This is a genomic window from Variovorax paradoxus, from assembly GCA_016806145.1.
Taxonomy (GTDB): Bacteria; Pseudomonadota; Gammaproteobacteria; order Burkholderiales; family Burkholderiaceae_C; genus Variovorax.
Window position 1 is genome coordinate 2,449,138 of record CP063166.1, and the last position, 21,675, is coordinate 2,470,812.

The following is a 21,675-nucleotide window of genomic DNA, read 5'->3' on the forward strand; positions in this document are numbered from 1 at the left end:
ATTTGGCGTTTCGCCGAAGTTATGGCTACAATAGCCGGCTTTGCCTTGCCACACTGCGCCGACGCTGCGGGTGGCTTCAACCCCTTCTTCCGGGCAAAAAGCGGAAGAAGAAACCCACAAGGAGTGCCATGCGTCACTACGAAATCATTCTGCTGATCCACCCGGATCAAAGCGAGCAAGTTCCGGCCATGCTGGAGCGTTACAAGGGCCTGATCACGACCGGCGGCGGCAAGATCCACCGCGTCGAGGACTGGGGCCGTCGTCAACTGGCTTACCAGATCAACAAGCTCAACAAGGCGCACTACCTGTGCGTCAACATCGAAGCCGAACAGGCCGTGATGAGCGAACTGGAACACGCCTTCAAGTTCAACGACGCCGTGCTGCGCCACCTGACCGTTCAGAAGAAGAAGGCCGACACCGGTCCTTCGTCGATGATGAAGACGGTCGAGCGCGAAGAAGCCCGCAAGGCTCAACAGGCCGAATACGCCGCCGCCAACAACAACAACTGATGTCGGCGTGAGTGCTGCCGCTGCGGCGGCAACCGGGGTCAACCAGCTTCTGCTGTCCGCCCATGTTGCCGAACTCGGTGCCTTGCGATTCACCCCGGCCGGCTTGCCCGCCATCGACCTGAAGCTCGAACACGAGTCGATCCTTCAGGTGGCGGGACAGTCCAGGCAGGTGAAGACGGCCCTCAAGGCCGTTGCGTTCGGCGCCATCGCCGAGCGGCTCGCAAAGCAGTCGATGGGAAGTCTCTGGCGATTCCAGGGGTTCCTCTCGACACCGGCCAACGGCAAGCTTCCGGTCCTGCACATCCAGGATTTTCAGCAAGATTAATTTTCGACAAGAGGTCCCACAATGGCCACGTTCAAGAAATTCAACAAAGACAAGCGCCCGAAGCGCAACACCCAGTCGCTGCTGTTCAAGCGCAAGCGTTTCTGCCGCTTCACCGTCGCTGGCGTCGAGGAAATCGACTACAAGGACATCGACACGCTGCGTGACTTCATCAGCGAAAACGGCAAGATCATCCCGGCCCGCCTGACCGGCACCCGCGCGATCTACCAGCGTCAGCTCAACACCGCGATCAAGCGTGCCCGCTTCCTCGCCATGGTCCCGTACAGCGACCAGCACCGCGTCTAAGAAGGAGACACAGCATGCAAGTCATTCTTCTGGACAAGGTCGTCAACCTCGGCACCCTCGGTGAAATCGTCAAGGTCAAGGACGGTTACGCCCGCAACTTCCTGATCCCGTCGGGCCGCGCACGCCGCGCCACCGCCGCCAACAAGGCCGAGTTCGAAGCCAAGCGCGCCGAACTCGAAAAGGCAGCAGCCGCCAAGCTGGCCGAGTCGCAAGTCCAGGGCGAAAAGCTCTCCGGCACGACCGTCAAGCTGACGCAGAAGGCTGGCGTCGACGGCCGCCTGTTCGGCTCGGTCACCAACAGCGACATCGCTGAAGAACTGGGCAAGCAAGGCTACAAGGTCGCGAAGTCGCAAGTTCGCCTGCCGAACGGCCCGATCAAGACCGTCGGCGACACCACCGTCAGCGTCTCGCTGCACACCGACGTGGTGGTCGACATCAACGTGACGGTCTACGGCGAAACCGCCTGATCGTTCCGGCGCATCCCAGATGCGCTGCCAGAAGCCGCCTTCGGGCGGCTTTTGTTTTTTGTGCCGCCGGCGGAAGTTGTCCCGCCCGCTGCACCGGAAGTTCACCTGTTATTCACAACCTTGTCCACGTGACGCCGCGGGGTGCGCGGGCTAGCATGGAGGGTTGCAAGGAAGCCCATGGCCGCCGTCTTCTCCTACGCCGACAACGATCCCTCCGACCGCCAGGTCGCGCAGCTGCGCATCCCTCCGCATTCGATCGAGGCCGAGTCGAGCGTGCTGGGCGGCCTGCTGCTCGACAACACGGCCTGGGACCGCATGGGCGACCTGCTGGTCGACGGCGACTTCTACCGCCATGAGCACAAGCTGATCTTTGCCGCCATCGGCGGCCTGATCAACGGCAGCAAACCGGCCGACGTGATCACGGTCTACGAGCAGCTGCAGACGCTCGGCAAGGCCGACGAGAGCGGCGGGCTGGTCTACCTGAACTCGCTCGCGCAGTACGTGCCGAGCGCGAGCAACATCCGCCGCTACGCCGAGATCGTTCGCGAGCGCTCGATCCTGCGCAAGCTGGTCTCGGCCAGCGACGAGATCGCGACCAACGCCTTCAATCCGCAGGGCAAGACGGTCGACAAGATCCTCGACGAGGCCGAGCAGAAGATCTTCAACATCGGCGAGGAAGGCACGCGGATGAAGCAGGGCTTCCAGAGCATGGATGCCCTGGTGGTCGAGCTGCTGGACCGCGTGACCGAGATGGCCGACAACCCGAACGACATCACGGGCGTTCGCACCGGCTTCTACGAGTTCGACAAGATGACCTCGGGCCTGCAGCCCGGCGACATGATCGTGCTGGCCGCCCGTCCGTCGATGGGGAAGACCTCGCTGGCGATCAACATCGCCGAGCACGTGGCGCTCAACGAGGGACTGCCGGTGGCGGTGTTCTCGATGGAAATGGGCGCCTCGCAGCTCGCGGTGCGTATCGTCGGCTCGATCGGTCGTATCGACCAGGGCCACCTGCGCACCGGCAAGCTCACCGACGAGGAATGGCCGCGCCTGACCGAGGCGATCGAGAAGCTGCGCACCGTCTCGCTGCACATCGACGAGACGCCGGGCCTGTCGACCAGCGAGCTGCGCGCCAACGCACGCCGGCTCGCGCGCCAGTACGGCCGCCTCGGCCTGATCGTGGTCGACTACCTGCAGCTGATGTCGACCAGCATGTCGGGCGACGAGAACCGGGCCACGGCCGTGGGCGAGATCTCGCGCGGTCTGAAGATGCTGGCCAAGGAGCTCAAGTGCCCGGTGATCGCGCTGTCGCAGCTCAGCCGCGGCGTCGAGAGCCGCACCGACAAGCGCCCGATGATGAGCGACCTGCGCGAATCGGGCGCCATCGAGCAGGACGCGGACATCATCATGTTCATCTACCGCGACGACTACTACAACAAGGAGTCGAAGGAGCCGGGCGTGGCCGAGGTGATCATCAGCAAGCACCGGAACGGCCCGACGGGCACCGTCAAGCTGGCCTTCCTGAAGCCCCTCACCAAGTTCGAGAACATGGCGATGGGCAGCGACGACTTTTGAGCTGGCGCCTTCAGCGCGGTTCGGCGGAGCGCGCGAGCGCGACGCCCGCATCGGGCGCGGTCGGCACGCCCTCGGGCCAGCGCTTCTGCAGCCGCTTCGCCTCGGCCGCCTCGGCCTTCACCTGGCGCAGCATGTCGGCCATGGTCTTGCCGGGCTCGTCGCGAAAGCGCTCGGCCAGCACTTCGACCGCGTCGATGCGGTCGATGCGAAAGCCGCGGAAATTCTCGCGCAGCTCGCACCAGGTCGACAGCGTCCAGACCTTGCCCCAGTAGAAGCAGCCCAGCGGCCGCACCGTGCGCTCGCTGGGCTCGCCCGCCACGTCGCGGTAGACCAGGTGCAGCTTGTGGCGCGACTGCACCGCTTCGCGCAGCGTCTGCAGGCGTTCACGCAGCAGGTCGCTCAGCCCCAACGCGGGCGCGTAGAGCGCCAGCGCCTCGGCCGACACGCGCGCCGAGGGCGGCAGCACCGAGAGGATCTTGCCGAGCCCGGTCTCGATATCGCGTGCCATCGCCGGGTCGACCCAGCTCTGCGCGAGCCGGGCCGCGGCCACCAGCGCCGAGGCCTCGTCCTGCGTGAACATCAGCGGCGGCAGTTCGAAGCCCGCGCCGAGCCGGTAGCCCACGCCGGCCTCGCCCTCGATCGGCACGCCCTGGTGCTGCAGGTCCGCCACGTCGCGATAGACCGTGCGCTCCGACACCTCGAGCCGCTCGGCCAGGAAGGCGGCCGTGGTGAGGCGCCGGCCGCGGATCAGCTGGACGATCTGGAACAGGCGATCGGCGCGGCGCATCAGCGCTCGCTCTTCGGGATGCTCATGCCACTCCGATGTGGATCTCTACCTTGTCCGGCCCCTCGTAGGCTTCGAAATCGCTGCGGTAGCGGCGCGCGATCTCCGGGTGCGCCTCGAAATACTGCCAGATGCGCTGCCAGGTGGCGATCACCATCTGCGGCATCTCGCCCTGGCCGCTGAAGACCAGATAGTCGCCGGCCTCGATGGCCACGCTGTCCGCGCCGCCCGAGACGGCCACGCCCGCCGTCAGGTCGAAGGGGCCGTGGGCATCGGATTCGTAGGCGGCATAGACGCCGAAGATGCGCGTGTCGCCCGTGCGATGCGGCGTGGCTTCGTAGGTCTGCTCGCCGAAGAAGCGTCCCCACAGCGCGCCGATGCGGGCGGTCGCGGGGTCGCTCTCTTCGCGATTGGTGGTGCGGACCGTGAGTCCCGCGACCTGGAAGGCGTCGTGGTGCCGGCGCTCGGGTTCCATGGTGTTCTTCTCCTGCAGGTGTGATCCTGGTTCGTGTCGTTCAGAGGGCCAGCGTTTTCAGGTCGGCCTTCATGCAGCGGGCAATCCATGCCATGTCGTCATCGCCGACGTCGAACATGCCGAAGCGGAACTTGTAGCCCCATTGCTTCGGGTTCTCGATGAAGGCGAGGCGCTCGATCATCGGCGCGATCGGTGTCTCGTGCGCGACGGCATAGCGCACGTCGCGGCGCCAGGGCACGAAGCCGCCGCCCATGTCGAATTCGTAGGCCTCGCCGGGCTGCACGATGCCGATCGACACGAAGCTCTGCAGCCTGTCCGTGCCGCCGAACACCGTGGCCGGCGAATAGTAGGCCACGCGGTCGCCCGCGGCGACCCGCCGGAGCGGGCCCGCCTTGCCGTGGCAGGCCTGCATGAAGCCCAGCGGTCGGTGATCGCGCCCGCGCCGGGCGTGCTCGGCGCTCGCGACTGCAATCCAGTTGCGCTGCGGCATGGCGCTTCAGGCAAGGGCGTGCAGGCCGACTTCGTTGCCCTCGGTGTCGCGCAGGTGGGCGATGAAGCCCATGCCGGGCGGCAGTGCCGACTTGGGCGCGACGATCTGCCCGCCGGCCGCCTCGATGCGCGACAGCACGGCGTCGATGCTCGGTGCGCAGTCGAGGTAGATGCGGATGCCGGTGCCCGTCTTCGCCGCGCCCTTCGCGCCGGCTTGCAGGGCGCCGCCGGTCGCGGGATCGTCGTAGGGGAACACGGCCAGCGGGTCGCCGCCGAGGGTCTCACGGCGCAGCTTGCGGCCGAGCACGGTTTCGTAGAAGGCCTGGGCACGGTCCAGGTCGGCCACGGGGATCTCGAACCAGCTGATGGTCTTGGACATGAAGGGCTCTCTTTCGTTGGTGATGAGGAGCCTCGATGGTGCGGACCGGCTCCTGACAACGTCTTGTCAGGAGCCGGGCATCGCGGGACGAAGAAAAGCCCGCGCTGCTCGGGGGAGCAGGCGCGGGCTCGAGGCCGGCGAGGGGCGCTGCCTTAGAGCACGTCGCTCGCGAAATCGGCAAGCCGCGAGCGTTCGCCGCGCGCCAGCGTGATGTGCCCGCCGTGCGGCCAGCCCTTGAACTTGTCGACCGCGAAGGTCAGGCCCGAGGAGCCTTCGGTGAGGTAGGGCGTGTCGATCTGCGCGAGGTTGCCCATGCAGATGATCTTGGTGCCCGGGCCCGCGCGCGTGATCAGCGTCTTCATCTGCTTGGGCGTGAGGTTCTGCGCCTCGTCGATGATCACGTACTTGTTGAGGAAGGTGCGCCCGCGCATGAAGTTCATGCTCTTGACCTTGATGCGGCTGCGGATCAGCTCGTTGGTGGCCGCGCGGCCCCATTCGCCGGCACCGCCGCCGTCGCCCTTGGCGAGGAACTCGAGGTTGTCGTCGAGCGCGCCCATCCAGGGGCCCATCTTCTCCTCCTCGGTGCCGGGCAGGAAGCCGATGTCCTCGCCGACGCTCACGGTGGCGCGGGTCATGATGATCTCGGTGTAGCGGCGGTCGTCGAGCACCTGCGTGAGGCCCGAGGCCAGCGCCATCAGCGTCTTGCCGGTGCCGGCCGTGCCGGTCAGCGTGACGAAGTCGATCTCCGGGTCCATCAGCAGGTTCATCGCGAAGTTCTGCTCGCGGTTGCGCGTGTTCACGCCCCACACCGCGTTCTTGCCCGAGCTGTAGTCCTTGAGCGTCTTGAGCACCGCGGTCTTCTCGCGGATCTCGGTGACGCGCGCGTACATGCTCGGCTCGCCGGGCGCCTCGAAGTACACGAACTGGTTGATGTACATGTTCGGCACGATCGGGCCGCTGACGCGGTAGAAGGTGCTGCTGCCGCTCTGCCAGCTCTCCACCGTCTTGCTCTGGCGGGTCCAGAAGTCGGGGGGCAGGGCGAGCGAGCCCGAATAGAGCAGGTCGCCGTCTTCCAGCGTCTTGTCGTTCTGGTAGTCCTCGGCGTCCAGGCCCAGCGCGCGCGCCTTGACGCGCATGTTGATGTCCTTCGACACCAGCACCACCTCGCGCTTCGCGCGGTCGGGCGATTCCTTGGCGTGGAGGTCGCGCAGCGCGTGCACCACGCCGAGGATCTGGTTGTCGGCCTTGCCCTGGGGCAGGCTCAGCGGCAGCGCGTAGTCGAGCGGATCGGTCTGGAAGAACAGCTTGCCGCCGGCCTCGCGATGGCCGGTGGTGTCGAGCTTCAGGCCCTTGGCGATGTCGGCGTCCTGCGCGGCGGCCAGGGCGTCGAGCGTGCGGCTGGTCTGGCGGCCGTTGCGCGCGACCTCGGTCGTGCCCTTCTTGTGACCGTCGAGCTCCTCGAGCACGATCATCGGCAGGTAGATGTCGTGTTCCTCGAAGCGGAACAGGCACATCGGGTCGTGCAGCAGCACGTTGGTGTCGAGCACGAAGAGCTTGGCGGGGCCGCTCGAGCGGCTGCGCTTGGGCTTCGGCGCCGGCTGCGGCGCGGGCGCCTCGGCACGCGGGGCTTCGGCCGGTGCCGAACGCGTCAGGGCCTGCTGCTGGGGCGCCGCCGGGGTCGGCGCGGGTGCGGGCGTCGAGCGGGGCTTGCGGCGGGGGCGGGCAGCGGGTGCCGACGGCGCTTCGAGGCCGCCGCCGGGGACTTCGGCCGAATGCCGGTCGAACAGCTCGAGTGCTTGCGGTCCGCTCGGCGCCTCGGTCTCGGCGCGCGCGTCGCCGGACCGGCGGGACCCCCTGTGCGAAGAACGGGCGGGCGCGTCAATCGCGTCCGGAGAGAGCAGTGCGGCACGTCTCGTGGGGGCGGGGGGCAGTGGCATGTGTCAGGTCGCTCGCAAAAAAGTGGGTACCAGAAAACGAAAAAGCCGCCTGAAGACCCAGGCGGCTTTGTTCGGAGGATGCGGTCGTGGAGCTCAACAGCATGCGGCCATTATGCACACCGCCTCTGGGGCGTCGGCGCCACTTTACGCCGTTTGTTGGACATTCCCCACGCGGCGGCGCAATTGCGCACCACTGACACGCGGGTGAAACCTTCGACCAGGCAGGCCCGAAAGCCTCAGGCCGGCTTCTTCAGGGTCTTGACGGCCTTGAGGACTTCGTCGACGTGACCCGGCACCTTGAGGCCGCGCCATTCGGCCTTCAGGATACCGTCGGCGCCGATCAGGAAGGTGCTGCGCTCGATGCCCTTGACCTTCTTGCCGTACATGATCTTGTTCTTGACCACGCCGAACATGTGGCACATCTTCTCTTCCGTGTCGGCGATCAGTTCGAACGGCAGTTCGAGCTTGGCCTTGAATTCGTCGTGCGACTTCATGTTGTCGCGCGAGACGCCGAACACCGTGGCGCCGGCCTTTTCGAAGTCCTTGTAGCGATCGCGGAATTGCATGGCTTCGGTCGTGCACCCCGGAGTGTTATCTTTCGGGTAAAAATACAGGACCAGGACGTGGCCGAGGTGCGAGGTATTCGAGACCTTGAGGCCACCGGTGGCGTTGGCGTCGAATTCGGGAATGGGTTTGTTGACAACGATCGCCATGAAACTTGTTTTCTCCGTTTGTTTCCACTGCCCGAGCCTGCCTGTGTCGAGCTGAAGGCGCCTTTCGGTGCCGCTCGCCAAAATCTCGGGTCCTCGGTTGATGGAAGATTGGTCGTTGCTAACTCTGGGTGCCCGGTGGCCCCCAGAAGGAGCGCGCCCGGCGGTTTGCAACCCGAGATTTTACCCCGAAAACCCCTCTCTCAGCCACCCGCGGGCCGCTCGACCAGCAGGGCCGCGACCACGTGGCGGCCTTCGCCGGCCAGGATGTTGTAGGTCCGGCAGGCCGCGGGGGTGTCCATGGTCTCCACGCCGGTGCGTTGAGCCATCAGGGGTTTGATCCACGCGGGCTGCGGGAAGCGGATGCGTGCTCCGCTGCCGAAAATGATCAGTTCCGCGCCCAGCGCGGCCAGTTGGGCGAAGTGCTCGGGGCCCAGGTCCTCGAAGCGGCTGCAGTACCATTCGAAGCGCTCGCCGCGCGAGCCGACGACCACGCTGCCCTCGACTTTTTCGTTGTTGATGGCGACCCAACCCGGGCCGTGCGCGGTGAGGGTCTGGGTGTCGGATTTGTCGGGCTGGAGCTTCATCGGGGCACTGGGAACTGTGGTCAAATTATAGGTTTTCCCTAGTGACACGAGGCCCGCCAGGGCCTTTGCAGGTCGCGCAGCGATCCCCGCCGTTGTCACGACTTCCCGCAACTTTCTTGCATGAACCGCGCCCGGGAGGGCCCTTTGAAGCAGCTCAAGAAATCGGCCAAGCTGGCCAACGTGCTCTACGACATTCGCGGTCCGATCATGGATGCGGCGAAGCAGATGGAGGAGGACGGCCAGAAGATCATCAAGCTCAACATCGGCAACCTCGCCGTGTTCGGTTTCGATGCGCCCGAGGAAATCCAGCAGGACATGATCCGCAACCTGCCCACCTCGGCCGGCTATTCGGACAGCAAGGGCGTCTTCGCCGCGCGCAAGGCGGTGATGCACGAGACGCAGAAGCAGGGCATCACGGGCGTGACCCTCGACGACATCTACCTGGGCAACGGCGCCAGCGAGCTGATCGCGATGTCGACCAACGCGCTGCTCGACGACGGCGACGAGCTGCTGCTGCCGGCCCCCGACTACCCGCTGTGGACCGCCTCCACCAGCCTGTCGGGCGGCACGCCGGTGCACTACCTGTGCGACGAGGCCAACGGCTGGATGCCCAATCTGGCGGACATCCGCGCCAAGATCACGCCGCGCACCAAGGGCATCGTGGTCATCAACCCGAACAACCCGACCGGCGCGCTCTATTCCGACGCGCTGCTCAAGAGCATCGTCGAGATCGCGCGCGAACATGGCCTCGTGATCTTCGCCGACGAGGTCTACGACAAGGTGCTCTACGACGACGTGAAGCACACGGCGATCGCCAGCCTGTCGACCGACGTGCTCACGCTGACCTTCAACTCGCTGTCCAAGAGCTACCGTTCCTGCGGCTACCGCGCCGGCTGGCTCGTGGTGTCGGGCGACAAGCGCGCCGCGCGCGACTACATCGAGGGCCTGAACATGCTCTCGAACATGCGGCTGTGCGCCAACGTGCCCGGCCAGTGGGCGATCCAGACCGCGCTCGGCGGCTACCAGAGCATCAACGAACTGGTGGGCGAGGGCGGCCGGCTGCGCCGCCAGCGCGACCTGGCCTACGAGCTGATCACCGCGATCCCCGGCGTGAGCTGCGTCAAGCCCAGCGCCGCGCTCTACATGTTCCCGAAGCTCGACCCGGCGGTCTATCCGATCGCGGACGACCGCCAGTTCTTCCTCGAGCTGCTGAAGGAAACCCGCGTGATGCTGGTGCAGGGCACCGGCTTCAACTGGGCCACGCCCGACCACTTCCGGATCGTGTTCCTGCCCCACGAGGACGACCTGCGCGAGGCGATCAACCGCATCGCGAAGTTCCTGGAGCAGTACCGCCTGCGCCGCAAGACGGGATCATGAAAGCCGCCTGCGCCGCCGCGGCCCTGTCGCTCGCCGCGTTGTCCGCCTCGGCCGCAGGGCCCGCTGCCAAGGCGCCGGTGTCCTTCACGCACAACGACTGGGAGCTGGCCTGCGACAACACGCGCACCTGCCGCGCGGCCGGCTACCAGTCCGAGAACGGCGCCAACGAGCCGGTCTCGATGCGCATCACGCGTGCCGCCGGGCCGGGCACCGCGCTCGAGATCGACCTGCAGATCGGCGCCGACGACATCAAGGGCCCGCTGCGCCTGGCGGTCGGCAAGGCCGTGGTGCCGGGCCTGAAGAACGATGCCCTGAGCCTCGATGCCGCCCAGATCCGCGCCGTGCTGCCCGAGCTGCTCAAGGCCGACAGCGCCAGGCTCACGGCCGGCGGCGGCCGCGAATGGCAGCTCTCGCTCTCGGGCCTGAACGCCGTGCTGCTCAAGATGGACGAGGCCCAGGGCCGCATCGACACCCCCGGCGCGCTGGTGCGCCCCGGCGGCAAGGCCGAATCGACGGTGCCGGCGGCCGTGCCCGCGCCGGTCGTGCGCGCGTTCCAGCCCGCGAAGCCGAAGCCGGGCGACGATGCGCTGGCGGCGCGCATCTTCCCCTCGCTCGATCTCAAGAAGGCGCTCGAGTACTGCAACAACAGCGAGAAGGTCGACCCGAAGTCGCTCGAGGTGCACCGCCTCACCGCCACCAGGGTGCTGCTGTCGCTGGGTTGCGGCATGGGTGCCTACAACTACTCCAGCCTGCAATGGCTCGCCAACGACAAGCCGCCCTATGCGCCGGTCGCGCTCGAGGCCAACGGCGAATACGACGACAAGGACGCCAGCATCACCTCGAGCTTCAAGGGCCGCGGCATCGGCGACTGCTGGTCCAGCGAGACCTGGCATTTCGACGGCCAGGCCTTCGTGCGCACGGGCGCTGAGAGCGACCATATGTGCCGCGGCTTCGCCGGCGGCGCCTGGTCGCTGCCGCGCTACGTCAGCCGCGTCGTGAGCGCCGCGCCGTCCACCACCCCATCCAAACCATGAACGCGACTCTCCCCATGAAACCCATCCAAGTAGGCCTGCTCGGCGCAGGCACGGTCGGCAGCGGCACCTTCAAGGTGCTCCAGCGCAACCAGGAGGAAATCAAGCGCCGCGCCGGCCGCGGCATCGAGATCACCATGGTGGCCGACCTCGACACTGCGCGCGCCCGCGAAGTGGCCGGCGACGGCGTGAAGGTGGTCAGCGACGCGCGCGAGGTCATCGCCAACCCCGACATCGACATCGTGATCGAGCTGATCGGCGGCTACGGCATCGCCAAGCAGCTGGTGCTCGAGGCCATCGCGGCCGGCAAGCACGTGGTGACGGCCAACAAGGCGCTGCTCGCGGTGCACGGCACCGAGATCTTCGCGGCGGCGCATGCCAAGGGCGTGATGGTGGCCTTCGAGGCCGCGGTGGCCGGCGGCATCCCGATCATCAAGGCGCTGCGCGAGGGCCTCACGGCCAACAGCATCCAGTGGCTGGCCGGCATCATCAACGGCACCACCAACTTCATCCTGTCCGAGATGCGCGACAAGGGCCTGGACTTCGCGACCGTGCTCAAGGAAGCGCAGCGCCTGGGCTATGCCGAAGCCGATCCCACCTTCGACATCGAGGGCGTCGACGCCGGCCACAAGGTCACGCTGATGAGCGCGCTGGCCTTCGGCATCCCGGTGCAGTTCGACAAGGCCCACATCGAGGGCATCACCAAGCTGGCCGCGCAGGACATCAGGTACGCCGAGCAGCTCGGCTACCGCATCAAGCTGCTGGGCGTCACCAAGCGCACGGCCAAGGGCATCGAGCTGCGCGTGCATCCCTCGCTGGTGCCGAGCAAGCGCCTGCTGGCCAACGTCGAGGGCGCGATGAACGCGGTGGTGGTGCATGGCGACGCCGTCGGCACCACGCTCTACTACGGCAAGGGCGCGGGCAGCGAGCCCACCGCCAGCGCGGTGATCGCCGACCTGGTCGACATCACGCGCCTGCACACGGCCGATGCCGCGCACCGCGTGCCGCACCTGGCCTTCCATCCCGATGCGCTGAGCGACCTGCAGGTGCTGCCGATGGCCGAGGTGGTCACCAGCTACTACCTGCGCCTGCGCGTAGCCGACCAGGCCGGCGTGCTGGCCAAGGTCACGGGCCTGCTCGCGACCGCCGGCATCAGCATCGACGCCGTGCTGCAGCGCGAAGCCGACGAGGTCGGCGGCGAGGGCTCGACCCAGACCGACCTGATCATCCTCACGCACGACGCGCGCGAAGGCACGGTCGACGAAGTCATGGCCGAGCTGCAGGCGCTGCCGACCGTGCTCGAGCCCATCGTGCGCATCCGCAAGGAAGAGTTGAAGTGAACTACCTGAGCACCCGCGGCCATCCCGACCGCAAGCGCTTCTGCGAAATCCTGCTCGAGGGCCTCGCGCCCGACGGCGGCCTCTACCTGCCGGAAAGCTATCCGCGGGTCGACACCGCAACGCTCGCGAAGTGGCGTTCGCTGTCCTATGCCGAGCTGGCCTTCGAGATCCTGTCGCTCTACATCGACGACATTCCGCCGGCCGACCTGAAGGCGCTCTGCGCGAAGACCTACACCGCCGAGGTCTTCGGCTCCGAGGAGATCGTGCCGCTGCGCGAGCTCGAAGACGGCGTCTACCTCGAAGCCCTGTCCAACGGCCCCACGCTGGCCTTCAAGGACATGGCGATGCAGCTGCTGGGCAACCTGTTCGAGTACGAACTGGCCCGCCGCGGCGCCGAGCTCAACATCCTGGGCGCCACCAGCGGCGACACCGGCAGCGCGGCCGAGTACGCGATGCGCGGCAAGAAGGGCGTGCGCGTCTTCATGACTTCGCCCGACGGCCGCATGAGCCCGTTCCAGCAGGCGCAAATGTTCAGCCTGCAGGACGAGAACATCCACAACATCGCCATCACGGGCGTGTTCGACGACTGCCAGGACATCGTGAAGGCGGTCTCGAACGACCTGGCCTTCAAGCGCAAGTACCGTATCGGCACCGTCAACTCGATCAACTGGGCGCGGCTGCTGGCGCAGGTCGTCTACTACTTCGCCGGCTACTTCCAGGCCACGGCGAACGACGAGCAGCCGGTGAGCTTCACCGTGCCCTCGGGCAACTTCGGCAACATCTGCGCCGGCCACGTGGCGCGCATGATGGGCCTGCCGATCCACACGCTGGTGGCCGCCACCAACGAGAACGACGTGCTCGACGAGTTCTTCCGCACCGGCGTCTACCGCGTGCGCGGCGCCGCCGACACGCACGAGACCTCGAGCCCGTCGATGGACATCAGCAAGGCCAGCAACTTCGAGCGCTTCGTGTTCGACCTGGTCGGCCGCGACAGCGGCAAGCTGCGCCGCCTGTTCGTCGACGACCTGGGGCGCCAGGGCTTCTTCGACCTGAGCGCCGATCCGGCCTTCGCGCAGGCCGCGTCGCGCTTCGGCTTCCGCAGCGGCCGCAGCACGCATGCCGACCGCCTCGCGACCATCCGCGACACCGAGAAGCGCTTCGCCACCCTGGTCGACCCGCACACCGCCGACGGCCTCAAGGCCGCGCGCGCGCACCTGGCGCCGGGCGTGCCGATGGTGGTGCTCGAGACCGCGCTGCCGATCAAGTTCGCGGCCACGCTGGTCGAGGCCCTGGGCGAGGAGCCCGCGCGGCCCGCGAAGTTCGAGGGCATCGAGGCGCTGCCCAAGCGCGTGGTCAAGCTGCCGGCCGATGCCGAGGCGGTGAAGGCCTACATCGCAGAGCACTGCGACTGAGCGATCGACACCAGGGGTGGCCAGGCGGCCGCCCCGGTCGGCAAATCAAAGCTATCCCCTGAATAGCATCGGAGACATCGGATGAAAGTGGTCGGCTTCGCCGGTTACTCGGGCGCCGGCAAGACCACGCTGGTCGAGCGGCTGATTCCCGTGCTCAAGCGCGCCGGACTGCGCGTGTCGGTGGTCAAGCACGCGCACCACAAGTTCGACATCGACCATCCGGGCAAGGACACCTGGCGCCACCGCGAGGCCGGCGCCTTCGAAGTGGTGGTCGCTTCCGACCGTCGTCTGGCGCTGATGCGCGAGTTCGAGACCCCGGTCGAGCTCGACGTGCACCAGCTGATCGCCGAGCTCTACAGCGGTGCCGACTGGGTGCTGGTCGAGGGCTTCCGCCACAGCGACCTGCTCAAGATCGAAGTCTGGCGGCCCACCGGGCAGGACGAGGCGCCGCGGCCACCGCTCTATCCCGAGGATCCCTTCGTCGTCGCGATCGCCGCCAACGCCAGCCTGCCGGTCCCGACCGAGCGGCCCGTGCTCGACCTCGACGACGCCGAGGCCATCGCGCGCTGGCTGATCGACAGCGGCGAGCGCTTCGACTACAACCCCGAGCACCATGGCTGACTCTCCCGCTGTCCCCTTCGCCGCCTCCTCGCGCCGGCCGCCGCTGCTGCCGCTCGACGACGCGATCGCCCAACTGCTCGCCAAGGCCCGGCCGGCGCTGCCGTCCGAGCTGGTGAGCACCTTCGATGCCGACGGCCGCGTGCTGGCGGAAGACCTCGTGGCCGGCCTCACCGTGCCGCCGCGCGACAACAGCGCGATGGACGGCTATGCGCTGCGCGTGGCCGACTGCGCCGCGCCCGGCGCGCTGCTGAAGGTGGCGCAGCGCATTCCCGCCGGCACGGTCGGCACGCCGCTCTTGCCCGGCACCGCGGCGCGGATCTTCACGGGCGCGCAGATTCCCGAGGGCGCCGACGCGGTCGTGATGCAGGAAGACACCGCCGCCGTCGCCGAGGAGGGTGGCCTGGGCAGCGTGCGCGTCGAGATCGTGCCCGCGGCCGGCCAGTGGATCCGCCGCGCTGGCGAAGACGTGGCGGCCGGCGACGTGGTGCTGCGCAAGGGCGAGCGCCTCACGCCCGCCGCATTGGGGCTGGCGGCCAGCATCGGCTTCGACCGGCTGCCGGTCGCGCGCAAGCCGCGCGTGGCGCTGCTGTCCACCGGCGACGAACTCGTGATGCCCGGCGAGGTCGCGCCCGAGGCGATGAAGCCCGGCGCGATCTACAACTCCAACCGCTTCTTCATGCGCGCGCTGCTGCACCGGCTGGGCTGCGAGGTGCACGACCTCGGCATCGTGCCCGACCGGCGCGAGGCCACCATCGAGGCGCTGCGCGAGGCGGCCGAGCACAACGACCTGATCATCACCACCGGCGGCGTGTCGGTCGGCGAGGAGGACCACATCCGTGCCGCGCTGCAGGCGCTCGGCGAGATCGAACTGTGGTCGCTCTCGATGAAGCCCGGCAAGCCCTTCGCCTACGGCTCGATCCCGCGCTCGGGCCGGCGAGACGCGCAGGGCCACTGCCATGTCACCGGGCTGCCCGGCAACCCGGTGTCGAGCTTCCTGACCTTCCTGATGCTGGTTCGGCCGTTCCTGCTGACGCTGCAGGGCGCGAGTCGGGTCACGCCCCAGCCGGTGCGCATGCGCGCCGACTTCGACTGGCCGCGCGCCGACAAGCGCCGCGAGTTCCTGCGCGCGCGCCGCAATGCCCAGGGCGGGCTCGACCTGTTCGGCAACCAGAGCTCGGGCGTGCTGACCTCGATGGTCTGGGGCGACGGGCTGGTCGACAACCCCTCGGGCCAGACCATCCGGGCCGGCGATCCGGTCGAATTCATTCCCCTCGCAGCCCTGCTGTCCTGACGCGCATGAAGGTCCATCTCCGTTATTTCGCCTCGGTGCGCGAAGCGCTCGGCAAGAGCGACGAAACCATCGACACCGCGGCGCCCACGCTGGCCGCGCTGCGCGACGAGCTGATCGCGCGCGGCGGCGCTTACGCCACGGTGCTCGCGCGCGGCCGCGCGCTGCGCATGGCGCTCGACCACACCATGAGCGACGAGGCCGCGGCCCCGCACGAAGGCTGCGAGGTCGCGTTCTTCCCGCCCGTCACGGGCGGCTGAGAGCCGCGTCCAGCGCCACCAGGCGCTCGCGCAGCGCGTCCGAGGCACGCGTCATCGGCGAGCGCAGCTCGTCGCGCAGCGCGCCCTGGTGCGCCAGCAGAGCCTTCAGCGGGCCCGGATTGGCTTCCGCGAACAGCCCCTCGACCAGCGGCTGCAGCGGCTGCCACAGCGCGCGCGCCTCGGCCAGCCGGCCCTCGCGCAGCAGCGCGATCAGCCGCACGAAGCGCGCCGTCTGCACATGGCCGCTGGCCGCGATCGCGCCCACGCCGCCCTCGGCCACGGTGCCGAAGATCTGGCCGTCCTCGCCCGCGAGCACCTGCAGCCGGCCATCGGCGATCACGGCGCGGGTCTTGCCCGCGTCGCCGCCGCAGTCCTTGATGCCGCGGATGCGCGGGTTGGCGGCCAGTGCCAGCAGCGTGTCGCGCGCGATCGTGGCGCCGGTGCGGTAGGGGATGTCGTAGATCAGCAGCGGCGCGTCGCTGGCCTCGGCGATGGCGCCGAACCACTCGAGCAGGCCGGCCTGCGAGGGCCGGATGTAGTGCGGCGCCGGTACCAGCAGGCCCGCGAGCGGGCGCTGCGCGAGCCGGCGCACCCAGGCCGTGGTCTTGCCCAGGTGGTAGCCCGAAAGGCCCATGATCAGCGGCAGGCCGCCCGCGGCTTCGGCCACCGTGTCGAGCGCGGCGAGCTGCTCGGCCTCGTCGAGCGCCGCGGCCTCGCCGGTGGAGCCGCAGACCACGAAGCCGGCCACGCCATCGGCGGCCAGGCGGCGCGTGAGCGCGGCCAGCGCCGCATGGTCGAGCGCGCCGTCGCGAAACGGGGTCACGAGGGGAATCCACAGGCCCGAGAAATCGGGAATGGCGGTGGCGGAAGAGGGTTGGTTGGCGGGCACGCGGGCGTCCTTTCGACGATCGACCGATGGAAGGAACCATCGTCCGATGCGCGCGCAACCCATGCGGGGCCAGTGCCTGTGCCGGTTCCGTCGCTCATCCGACGACGGAACCGAAGCTCCGGTCAGACGAGCTTTGGTTTTTTGGCTTTGCCGCCCAGGCGCGCGCCGTTCGTGCCTTCGGTCGAAGGTGCGGGCGAACGTGCGGTCAGGGCGAACATGGGGCTGGAGTTTAGCCGCGCGCGCCGCGGTGCCACAATTTGCACATGGCATTTCCGCAACGCGTCACCATCCAGACGGCCGATTTCGATCTCGGCGCCGAAGTCGCCGCCCTGCGCGCGAGCGATGCGCGCATCGGCGCCGTCTGCAGCTTCATCGGCACCGTGCGTGACCGCAACGACGGTGCGGATGTCGCGTCGATGGAGCTCGAGCACTACCCGGGCATGACCGAGAAATCGATCGAGGCCATGATCGACGAAGCGCACGAGCGCTTCGACATCCTCGGCGTGCGCGTGATCCACCGCGTGGGCCTGCTGCAGCCGCTCGCGCAGATCATGATGGTGGCGGTGGCCTCGGCGCATCGCGGCGAGAGCTTCCAGGCCTGCGAGTTCCTGATGGACTACCTCAAGACCCAGGCGCCGTTCTGGAAGAAGGAGCAGACGCCCGAGGGCGCCCGCTGGGTCGATGCGCGCGTCGCGGACGACGCGGCGCTCGCGCGCTGGGGCATCAGCGCGTCGAACGCCTGAGCTCGCTCACAGCGGCTTGAAGCCGCTCGACTGGATGATTCGTTCCCAGGTCTGCGTGTAGCTGCGCACGCGGCCCGCGAACTGGCCCTGCGGCTCGTAGCCGACCGTCAGGCCCAGCGTGGTGAGCTTCTGCTTCACGTCGGGCATGGCCAGCACCTTCTGCAGCGCCGCGCCGTACTTGTCGATGATCGGCTGGGGCGTGCCCACGGGCGCGAAGATGCCGTAGTAGGGCAGGTCCTCGAGGTTCGCGAAGCCCAGCTCGGTGAAGGTCGGCACGTTGGGCAGCAGCGCCTGGCGCTTGGCGCCGATCGAGGCCACGATGCGCAGCTTGCCGGCCTTGTGGTTCTCGATGAAGTCGGGCACCGAGGCGATGCCGGCCGTGATCTGGTTGCCCAGCATGTCGGCCGTCATCGGCGCGCTGCCGCGGTAGGGCGCGGGCTGCACGTCGATCTTGTACTTGTCCGAGATCATCTTCACGAGGAACTCGGGGATCGAGGCCGGCGCCGGGATGCCGATGGTCTCCTTGCCGCCCTTCTGCGTGCGCACCCACTTGACGTACTCGTCGATGCTCTTGGCCGGCGTGCCGCCCGACACGGCGAGCACGTTCGCGAAGGTCGCGAAGCCAGCCACGGGCACGAAGTCGGTGGCGGGATTGAAGCCCGGGTTCTTGACCACCTGCGGCAGGATCGAGATCGTGTGGTCGTGCGTGAGGAACAGCGTGTGGCCGTCGGCCGGCGAGGACTTCAGCACCTGCGCGGCGATCTGGCCGCCCGCGCCCGCGCGGTTCTCGACCACCACCGGCGCGCCGAGCTCGTCCTTGAGCTTCTCGCCCAGCGTGCGCGCGATCGCGTCGGTGCCGGCACCGGCCGGGAAGCCGACCAGGATGCGGATCGGCGTGCCGCTCTGGGCCTGCGCCAGCCCGGCCATGCCCAGGGCAGCCGCGAAGAGGCCCACGCTGAGCGCGCGGCGCACCGGTTGGACGCGCTGCATTGAAAAAACCATGATCGACTCCATTCGAGAAGAGAGAAATGCCTACGGGCGGAAGGGTGCGGGCATCGTGCAATAGCCGTGCCCGCCGCGCGGGCCCGGTCCGCAACCTTGAATCGTGCCCGAACAGCCCTATTTTGGATGCAGGAATACCACCATGCGACAAGACAAACTCACCACCAAGTTTCAGGAAGCGCTGGGCGACGCGCAGTCGCTCGCGCTCGGCAACGACAACGCCTACATCGAGCCGGCCCACCTGCTGGCCGCGATGCTGCGCCAGGACGACGGCCCGCGCGCGCTGCTCGAGCGCGCCGGGGTCAACGTGCCCGGCCTCGCACAGGCCGCCGAGGCGGCCATCAAGAAGCTGCCCCAGGTGCAGGGCCACGACATCGTGCAGGTCGGCCCCGAGCTCGGCAAGCTGCTGCAGGCGACCGAGAAGGAAGCCCTCAAGCGCAACGACCAGTTCATCGCGGGCGAACTCTTCCTGCTGGCCGTGGCCGACAGCAAGAGCGACGTCGGCCGGATCGCCAAGGAGAACGGCCTCTCGCGCAAGTCGCTCGAGTCCGCGATCGACGCGGTGCGCGGCGGCCAGGGCGTGAACAGCGCCGATGCCGAAGGCCAGCGCGAGGCACTCAAGAAATACACGCTCGACCTGACCGAGCGCGCGCGCCTGGGCAAGCTCGATCCGGTCATCGGCCGCGACGAGGAGATCCGCCGCGCGATCCAGGTGCTGCAGCGCCGCACCAAGAACAACCCCGTGCTGATCGGCGAGCCCGGCGTGGGCAAGACCGCCATCGTCGAGGGCCTCGCGCAGCGCATCGTCGCGGGCGAGGTGCCCGATTCGCTCAAGGGCAAGCGCGTGCTGTCGCTCGACATGGCCGCGCTGCTCGCGGGCGCCAAGTTCCGCGGCGAGTTCGAGGAGCGGCTCAAGACCGTGCTCAACGAACTCGCGAAGGACGAGGGCCAGACCATCGTCTTCATCGACGAGCTCCACACCATGGTCGGCGCCGGCAAGGCCGAAGGCGCGATGGACGCGGGCAACATGCTCAAGCCCGCGCTCGCGCGCGGCGAGCTGCATTGCGTGGGCGCCACCACGCTCGACGAATACCGCAAGTACATCGAGAAGGACGCCGCGCTCGAGCGCCGCTTCCAGAAGATCCTCGTGGGCGAGCCCAGCGTCGAGGCCACCATCGCGATCCTGCGCGGCCTGCAGGAGAAGTACGAAGTGCACCACGGCGTGCAGATCACCGACCCGGCCATCGTGGCCGCGGCCGAGCTCTCCGACCGCTACGTCACCGACCGCTTCCTGCCCGACAAGGCCATCGACCTGATCGACGAGGCCGCGGCCAAGATCAAGATCGAGATGGACTCCAAGCCCGAGGTGATGGACCGCCTCGACCGTCGCCTGATCCAGCTGCAGATCGAGCGCGAGGCCGTGCGCCGCGAGAAGGACGAGGCTTCGCAGAAGCGCTTCGGCCTGATCGAGGACGAGATCGCCAAGCTGCAGAAGGAGATCGCCGACTACGACGAGATCTGGCAGGCCGAGAAGGCCCAGGCCCAGGGCAGCGCGCACGTGCGCGAGGACATCGACAAGATCAAGTTCCAGATCGAGGAATGGAAGCGCAAGGGCGACTTCAACAAGGTCGCCGAGCTGCAGTACGGCCAGTTGCCGGCGCTCGAGAAGCGCCTGAAGGAAGCCGAGGCCAGTGAGGCCAGCAAGGGCAAGTCGAGCGCGCCCACGCTGCTGCGCACCCAGGTCGGCGCGGAAGAGATCGCCGAGGTCGTGGCGCGCGCCACCGGCATCCCGGTCGCCAAGCTGATGCAGGGCGAGCGCGACAAGCTGCTCGTGATGGAAGACAAGCTGCACGAGCGCGTGGTGGGCCAGGACGAGGCCATCGGCGCGGTCGCCAACGCGATCCGGCGCTCGCGCTCAGGCCTGTCCGACCCGAACCGTCCCACGGGCTCGTTCCTGTTCCTCGGCCCCACGGGCGTGGGCAAGACCGAGCTCTGCAAGGCGCTCGCGGGCTTCCTGTTCGACAGCGAGGACCACCTGATCCGAATCGACATGAGCGAGTTCATGGAGAAGCACTCGGTGGCCCGTCTGATCGGCGCGCCGCCCGGCTACGTGGGCTACGAGGAGGGCGGCTACCTGACGGAAGCCGTACGCCGCAAGCCCTACAGCGTGGTGCTGCTCGACGAGGTCGAGAAGGCGCACCCGGATGTGTTCAACGTGCTGCTGCAGGTGCTCGACGATGGCCGCCTGACCGATGGCCAGGGCCGCACCGTGGACTTCAAGAACACGGTGATCGTGATGACCAGCAACATCGGCTCGCCGATCATCCAGGCCATGGTGGGCAAGCCGGGCGAGGAGATCAAGGAAGCGGTGTGGGACGAGCTGAAGAACTACTTCCGCCCCGAGTTCCTCAACCGCATCGACGAGACGGTCGTGTTCCATGCGCTCGACGCGAAGAACATCGAGGCCATCGCCGCGATCCAGCTCAAGGTGCTGCAGTCGCGGCTCGCGAAGATGGACCTGGGCCTCGAGGTGTCGCCGGCCGCGCTGGCCGAGATCGCCAAGGTCGGCTTCGACCCGGTGTTCGGTGCCCGTCCGCTGAAGCGCGCGATCCAGCAGCGCATCGAGAATCCGCTCTCGCGGCTGCTGCTCGACGGCAGCTTCGGGCCGAAGGACACGATCGAGGTCACGACCGACCCGATCCGTTCGCCAGGCCAGTTCGGCTTCGCAAAAGCAGGAAATCCCGGAAAAACCGGGGAACCTGCGGCCGAAGCCTCGGCCTAAGATGGAATGATGAACTTCATTCTTCGCGTGATCCTCGTGATGCTGGGCCTGGTCTTCGCGGCCAGCCTGGCGGTTGCCGTGGTGCTGCTGGCCGCGGTGTGGGGCGTGCGCTACGCCTGGGGCCGTCTCACGGGCAAACCCGTGACGCCGTGGGTGATGCGCTTCAACCCGCGTTCGGGCTTCGAACGCTTCCGCAGCGCCGCCCGGCCGGCCGAACCCTCGGCCGCCGACGTGGCCAATGCGCGTGCACGTGGCGAGCCGGTGCGCAGCCCGCTGCTGCGGGATCGCGGCGGCAACGTGACGGACGTGCAGGCACGGCCTGCCACGCGCGGCGAGTAATCGACTGCAACTTTTTCGGATCGCGAAAGGCCGGCCTCGAGCCGGCCTTTT

General features: G+C 68.0%; 24 protein-coding genes. 15 read left to right on the plus strand and 9 right to left on the minus strand.

Features of this window, described 5'->3' with window-relative positions; translation table 11 throughout:
• The first annotated feature begins 128 nt into the window (after positions 1 to 128).
• From rpsF to dnaB, 5 genes are all read left to right on the plus strand, one after another.
• Positions 129 to 509 (plus strand): 30S ribosomal protein S6, encoded by a 381-nt coding sequence (gene rpsF, locus INQ48_11190; GenBank protein ID QRF59743.1) that lies wholly within the window; start codon positions 129 to 131, stop codon positions 507 to 509.
• 49 nt (positions 510 to 558) lie between these two features.
• Entirely contained in the window at positions 559 to 834 is a 276-nt protein-coding gene (priB, locus tag INQ48_11195) for a primosomal replication protein N (protein ID QRF60693.1), read from the plus strand.
• A 21-nt stretch (positions 835 to 855) separates the two neighbouring features.
• Positions 856 to 1,137, plus strand: coding sequence for a 30S ribosomal protein S18 (locus INQ48_11200; protein ID QRF59744.1), 282 nt, complete (start codon positions 856 to 858; stop codon positions 1,135 to 1,137).
• 14 nt (positions 1,138 to 1,151) lie between these two features.
• Positions 1,152 to 1,604 carry a 50S ribosomal protein L9 gene (locus INQ48_11205; protein ID QRF59745.1) on the plus strand — a complete coding sequence of 151 codons (453 nt, stop codon included), beginning with the start codon at positions 1,152 to 1,154 and terminating at the stop codon, positions 1,602 to 1,604.
• A 177-nt stretch (positions 1,605 to 1,781) separates the two neighbouring features.
• The gene (gene dnaB, locus INQ48_11210; GenBank protein QRF59746.1) at positions 1,782 to 3,179 is read left to right on the plus strand and encodes a replicative DNA helicase; all 1,398 of its coding nucleotides are present in this window, start codon (positions 1,782 to 1,784) and stop codon (positions 3,177 to 3,179) included.
• Positions 3,180 to 3,189: 10 nt separating this feature from the next.
• Here the strand turns inward: dnaB and INQ48_11215 are convergent, their stop codons facing one another.
• From INQ48_11215 to INQ48_11245, 7 genes are all read right to left on the minus strand, one after another.
• Positions 3,190 to 3,966, minus strand: coding sequence for a YafY family transcriptional regulator (locus tag INQ48_11215; protein QRF59747.1), 777 nt, complete (start codon positions 3,964 to 3,966; stop codon positions 3,190 to 3,192).
• Between the two features lie 22 nt (positions 3,967 to 3,988).
• Positions 3,989 to 4,438, minus strand: coding sequence for a GyrI-like domain-containing protein (locus INQ48_11220; GenBank protein QRF59748.1), 450 nt, complete (start codon positions 4,436 to 4,438; stop codon positions 3,989 to 3,991).
• A 40-nt stretch (positions 4,439 to 4,478) separates the two neighbouring features.
• Complete coding sequence (locus INQ48_11225; GenBank protein QRF59749.1) at positions 4,479 to 4,928, minus strand: EVE domain-containing protein; 450 nt, start codon at positions 4,926 to 4,928, stop codon at positions 4,479 to 4,481.
• A 6-nt stretch (positions 4,929 to 4,934) separates the two neighbouring features.
• The gene (locus tag INQ48_11230; protein ID QRF59750.1) at positions 4,935 to 5,306 is read right to left on the minus strand and encodes a VOC family protein; all 372 of its coding nucleotides are present in this window, start codon (positions 5,304 to 5,306) and stop codon (positions 4,935 to 4,937) included.
• A 152-nt stretch (positions 5,307 to 5,458) separates the two neighbouring features.
• The gene (locus INQ48_11235; protein ID QRF59751.1) at positions 5,459 to 7,243 is read right to left on the minus strand and encodes a PhoH family protein; all 1,785 of its coding nucleotides are present in this window, start codon (positions 7,241 to 7,243) and stop codon (positions 5,459 to 5,461) included.
• Between the two features lie 236 nt (positions 7,244 to 7,479).
• Positions 7,480 to 7,956 (minus strand): peroxiredoxin, encoded by a 477-nt coding sequence (locus INQ48_11240; GenBank protein QRF60694.1) that lies wholly within the window; start codon positions 7,954 to 7,956, stop codon positions 7,480 to 7,482.
• 200 nt (positions 7,957 to 8,156) lie between these two features.
• A complete protein-coding gene (locus INQ48_11245; GenBank protein QRF59752.1) occupies positions 8,157 to 8,540 on the minus strand; it encodes an Mth938-like domain-containing protein in 384 nt (127 codons plus the stop codon).
• Between the two features lie 144 nt (positions 8,541 to 8,684).
• Here INQ48_11245 and INQ48_11250 point away from each other — a divergent pair, with 144 nt between their 5' ends.
• From INQ48_11250 to INQ48_11280, 7 genes are all read left to right on the plus strand, one after another.
• Entirely contained in the window at positions 8,685 to 9,917 is a 1,233-nt protein-coding gene (locus INQ48_11250; protein QRF60695.1) for a pyridoxal phosphate-dependent aminotransferase, read from the plus strand.
• On the plus strand, positions 9,914 to 10,951 hold the full coding sequence (locus tag INQ48_11255; protein QRF59753.1) for a DUF1176 domain-containing protein: 1,038 nt from the start codon (positions 9,914 to 9,916) through the stop codon (positions 10,949 to 10,951). The genes INQ48_11250 and INQ48_11255 overlap by 4 nt, the downstream gene beginning before the upstream one ends.
• A gap of 14 nt (positions 10,952 to 10,965) precedes the next feature.
• Positions 10,966 to 12,288 carry a homoserine dehydrogenase gene (locus INQ48_11260; GenBank protein ID QRF59754.1) on the plus strand — a complete coding sequence of 441 codons (1,323 nt, stop codon included), beginning with the start codon at positions 10,966 to 10,968 and terminating at the stop codon, positions 12,286 to 12,288.
• Positions 12,285 to 13,700: a threonine synthase gene (locus INQ48_11265; protein QRF59755.1), complete on the plus strand. Its 1,416-nt coding sequence runs from the start codon at positions 12,285 to 12,287 to the stop codon at positions 13,698 to 13,700. Before INQ48_11260 ends, INQ48_11265 begins: the two co-directional genes overlap by 4 nt.
• Before the next feature lie 81 nt (positions 13,701 to 13,781).
• Positions 13,782 to 14,321, plus strand: a complete 540-nt coding sequence (gene mobB, locus INQ48_11270; protein ID QRF59756.1) for a molybdopterin-guanine dinucleotide biosynthesis protein B — start codon at positions 13,782 to 13,784, stop codon at positions 14,319 to 14,321.
• Positions 14,314 to 15,612: a molybdopterin molybdotransferase MoeA gene (locus INQ48_11275; GenBank protein QRF59757.1), complete on the plus strand. Its 1,299-nt coding sequence runs from the start codon at positions 14,314 to 14,316 to the stop codon at positions 15,610 to 15,612. The genes mobB and INQ48_11275 overlap by 8 nt, the downstream gene beginning before the upstream one ends.
• A gap of 5 nt (positions 15,613 to 15,617) precedes the next feature.
• Complete coding sequence (locus tag INQ48_11280) at positions 15,618 to 15,869, plus strand: MoaD/ThiS family protein (protein QRF59758.1); 252 nt, start codon at positions 15,618 to 15,620, stop codon at positions 15,867 to 15,869.
• On the opposite strand, the gene INQ48_11285 is transcribed toward INQ48_11280, so the two are convergent.
• Complete coding sequence (locus INQ48_11285; GenBank protein ID QRF59759.1) at positions 15,856 to 16,821, minus strand: 4-hydroxy-tetrahydrodipicolinate synthase; 966 nt, start codon at positions 16,819 to 16,821, stop codon at positions 15,856 to 15,858. The genes INQ48_11280 and INQ48_11285 overlap by 14 nt on opposite strands.
• A 200-nt stretch (positions 16,822 to 17,021) precedes the next feature.
• Here INQ48_11285 and INQ48_11290 point away from each other — a divergent pair, with 200 nt between their 5' ends.
• On the plus strand, positions 17,022 to 17,501 hold the full coding sequence (locus INQ48_11290; protein QRF59760.1) for a molybdenum cofactor biosynthesis protein MoaE: 480 nt from the start codon (positions 17,022 to 17,024) through the stop codon (positions 17,499 to 17,501).
• Between the two features lie 6 nt (positions 17,502 to 17,507).
• Here INQ48_11290 and INQ48_11295 read toward each other — a convergent pair whose 3' ends face one another.
• Positions 17,508 to 18,503 carry a Bug family tripartite tricarboxylate transporter substrate binding protein gene (locus tag INQ48_11295; GenBank protein QRF59761.1) on the minus strand — a complete coding sequence of 332 codons (996 nt, stop codon included), beginning with the start codon at positions 18,501 to 18,503 and terminating at the stop codon, positions 17,508 to 17,510.
• 142 nt (positions 18,504 to 18,645) lie between these two features.
• Between INQ48_11295 and clpB the strand changes: the two genes are divergently transcribed.
• Both clpB and INQ48_11305 read left to right on the plus strand, forming a co-directional pair.
• Positions 18,646 to 21,285 carry an ATP-dependent chaperone ClpB gene (gene clpB / locus INQ48_11300; GenBank protein ID QRF59762.1) on the plus strand — a complete coding sequence of 880 codons (2,640 nt, stop codon included), beginning with the start codon at positions 18,646 to 18,648 and terminating at the stop codon, positions 21,283 to 21,285.
• Between the two features lie 6 nt (positions 21,286 to 21,291).
• On the plus strand, positions 21,292 to 21,624 hold the full coding sequence (locus tag INQ48_11305; GenBank protein QRF59763.1) for a hypothetical protein: 333 nt from the start codon (positions 21,292 to 21,294) through the stop codon (positions 21,622 to 21,624).
• Positions 21,625 to 21,675: the final 51 nt, after the last annotated feature.

Excerpts from the sequence above, each read along its gene's own strand:
- INQ48_11305 (QRF59763.1), top strand. The coding sequence starts at position 21,292 with ATGATGAACTTCATTCTTCGCGTGATCCTCGTGATGCTGGGCCTGGTC.
- INQ48_11280 (QRF59758.1), top strand. The coding sequence starts at position 15,618 with ATGAAGGTCCATCTCCGTTATTTCGCCTCGGTGCGCGAAGCGCTCGGC.
- INQ48_11220 (QRF59748.1), bottom strand. The coding sequence starts at position 4,438 with ATGGAACCCGAGCGCCGGCACCACGACGCCTTCCAGGTCGCGGGACTC.
- INQ48_11205 (QRF59745.1), top strand. The coding sequence starts at position 1,152 with ATGCAAGTCATTCTTCTGGACAAGGTCGTCAACCTCGGCACCCTCGGT.
- INQ48_11245 (QRF59752.1), bottom strand. The coding sequence starts at position 8,540 with ATGAAGCTCCAGCCCGACAAATCCGACACCCAGACCCTCACCGCGCAC.
- INQ48_11260 (QRF59754.1), top strand. The coding sequence starts at position 10,966 with ATGAAACCCATCCAAGTAGGCCTGCTCGGCGCAGGCACGGTCGGCAGC.
- INQ48_11200 (QRF59744.1), top strand. The coding sequence starts at position 856 with ATGGCCACGTTCAAGAAATTCAACAAAGACAAGCGCCCGAAGCGCAAC.
- INQ48_11290 (QRF59760.1), top strand. The coding sequence starts at position 17,022 with ATGGCATTTCCGCAACGCGTCACCATCCAGACGGCCGATTTCGATCTC.
- dnaB (QRF59746.1), top strand. The coding sequence starts at position 1,782 with ATGGCCGCCGTCTTCTCCTACGCCGACAACGATCCCTCCGACCGCCAG.
- INQ48_11225 (QRF59749.1), bottom strand. The coding sequence starts at position 4,928 with ATGCCGCAGCGCAACTGGATTGCAGTCGCGAGCGCCGAGCACGCCCGG.
- INQ48_11275 (QRF59757.1), top strand. The coding sequence starts at position 14,314 with ATGGCTGACTCTCCCGCTGTCCCCTTCGCCGCCTCCTCGCGCCGGCCG.
- INQ48_11215 (QRF59747.1), bottom strand. The coding sequence starts at position 3,966 with ATGCGCCGCGCCGATCGCCTGTTCCAGATCGTCCAGCTGATCCGCGGC.
- mobB (QRF59756.1), top strand. The coding sequence starts at position 13,782 with ATGAAAGTGGTCGGCTTCGCCGGTTACTCGGGCGCCGGCAAGACCACG.
- rpsF (QRF59743.1), top strand. The coding sequence starts at position 129 with ATGCGTCACTACGAAATCATTCTGCTGATCCACCCGGATCAAAGCGAG.
- INQ48_11230 (QRF59750.1), bottom strand. The coding sequence starts at position 5,306 with ATGTCCAAGACCATCAGCTGGTTCGAGATCCCCGTGGCCGACCTGGAC.
- clpB (QRF59762.1), top strand. The coding sequence starts at position 18,646 with ATGCGACAAGACAAACTCACCACCAAGTTTCAGGAAGCGCTGGGCGAC.
- INQ48_11285 (QRF59759.1), bottom strand. The coding sequence starts at position 16,821 with ATGGGTTGCGCGCGCATCGGACGATGGTTCCTTCCATCGGTCGATCGT.
- INQ48_11235 (QRF59751.1), bottom strand. The coding sequence starts at position 7,243 with ATGCCACTGCCCCCCGCCCCCACGAGACGTGCCGCACTGCTCTCTCCG.
- INQ48_11255 (QRF59753.1), top strand. The coding sequence starts at position 9,914 with ATGAAAGCCGCCTGCGCCGCCGCGGCCCTGTCGCTCGCCGCGTTGTCC.
- INQ48_11295 (QRF59761.1), bottom strand. The coding sequence starts at position 18,503 with ATGGTTTTTTCAATGCAGCGCGTCCAACCGGTGCGCCGCGCGCTCAGC.
- INQ48_11240 (QRF60694.1), bottom strand. The coding sequence starts at position 7,956 with ATGGCGATCGTTGTCAACAAACCCATTCCCGAATTCGACGCCAACGCC.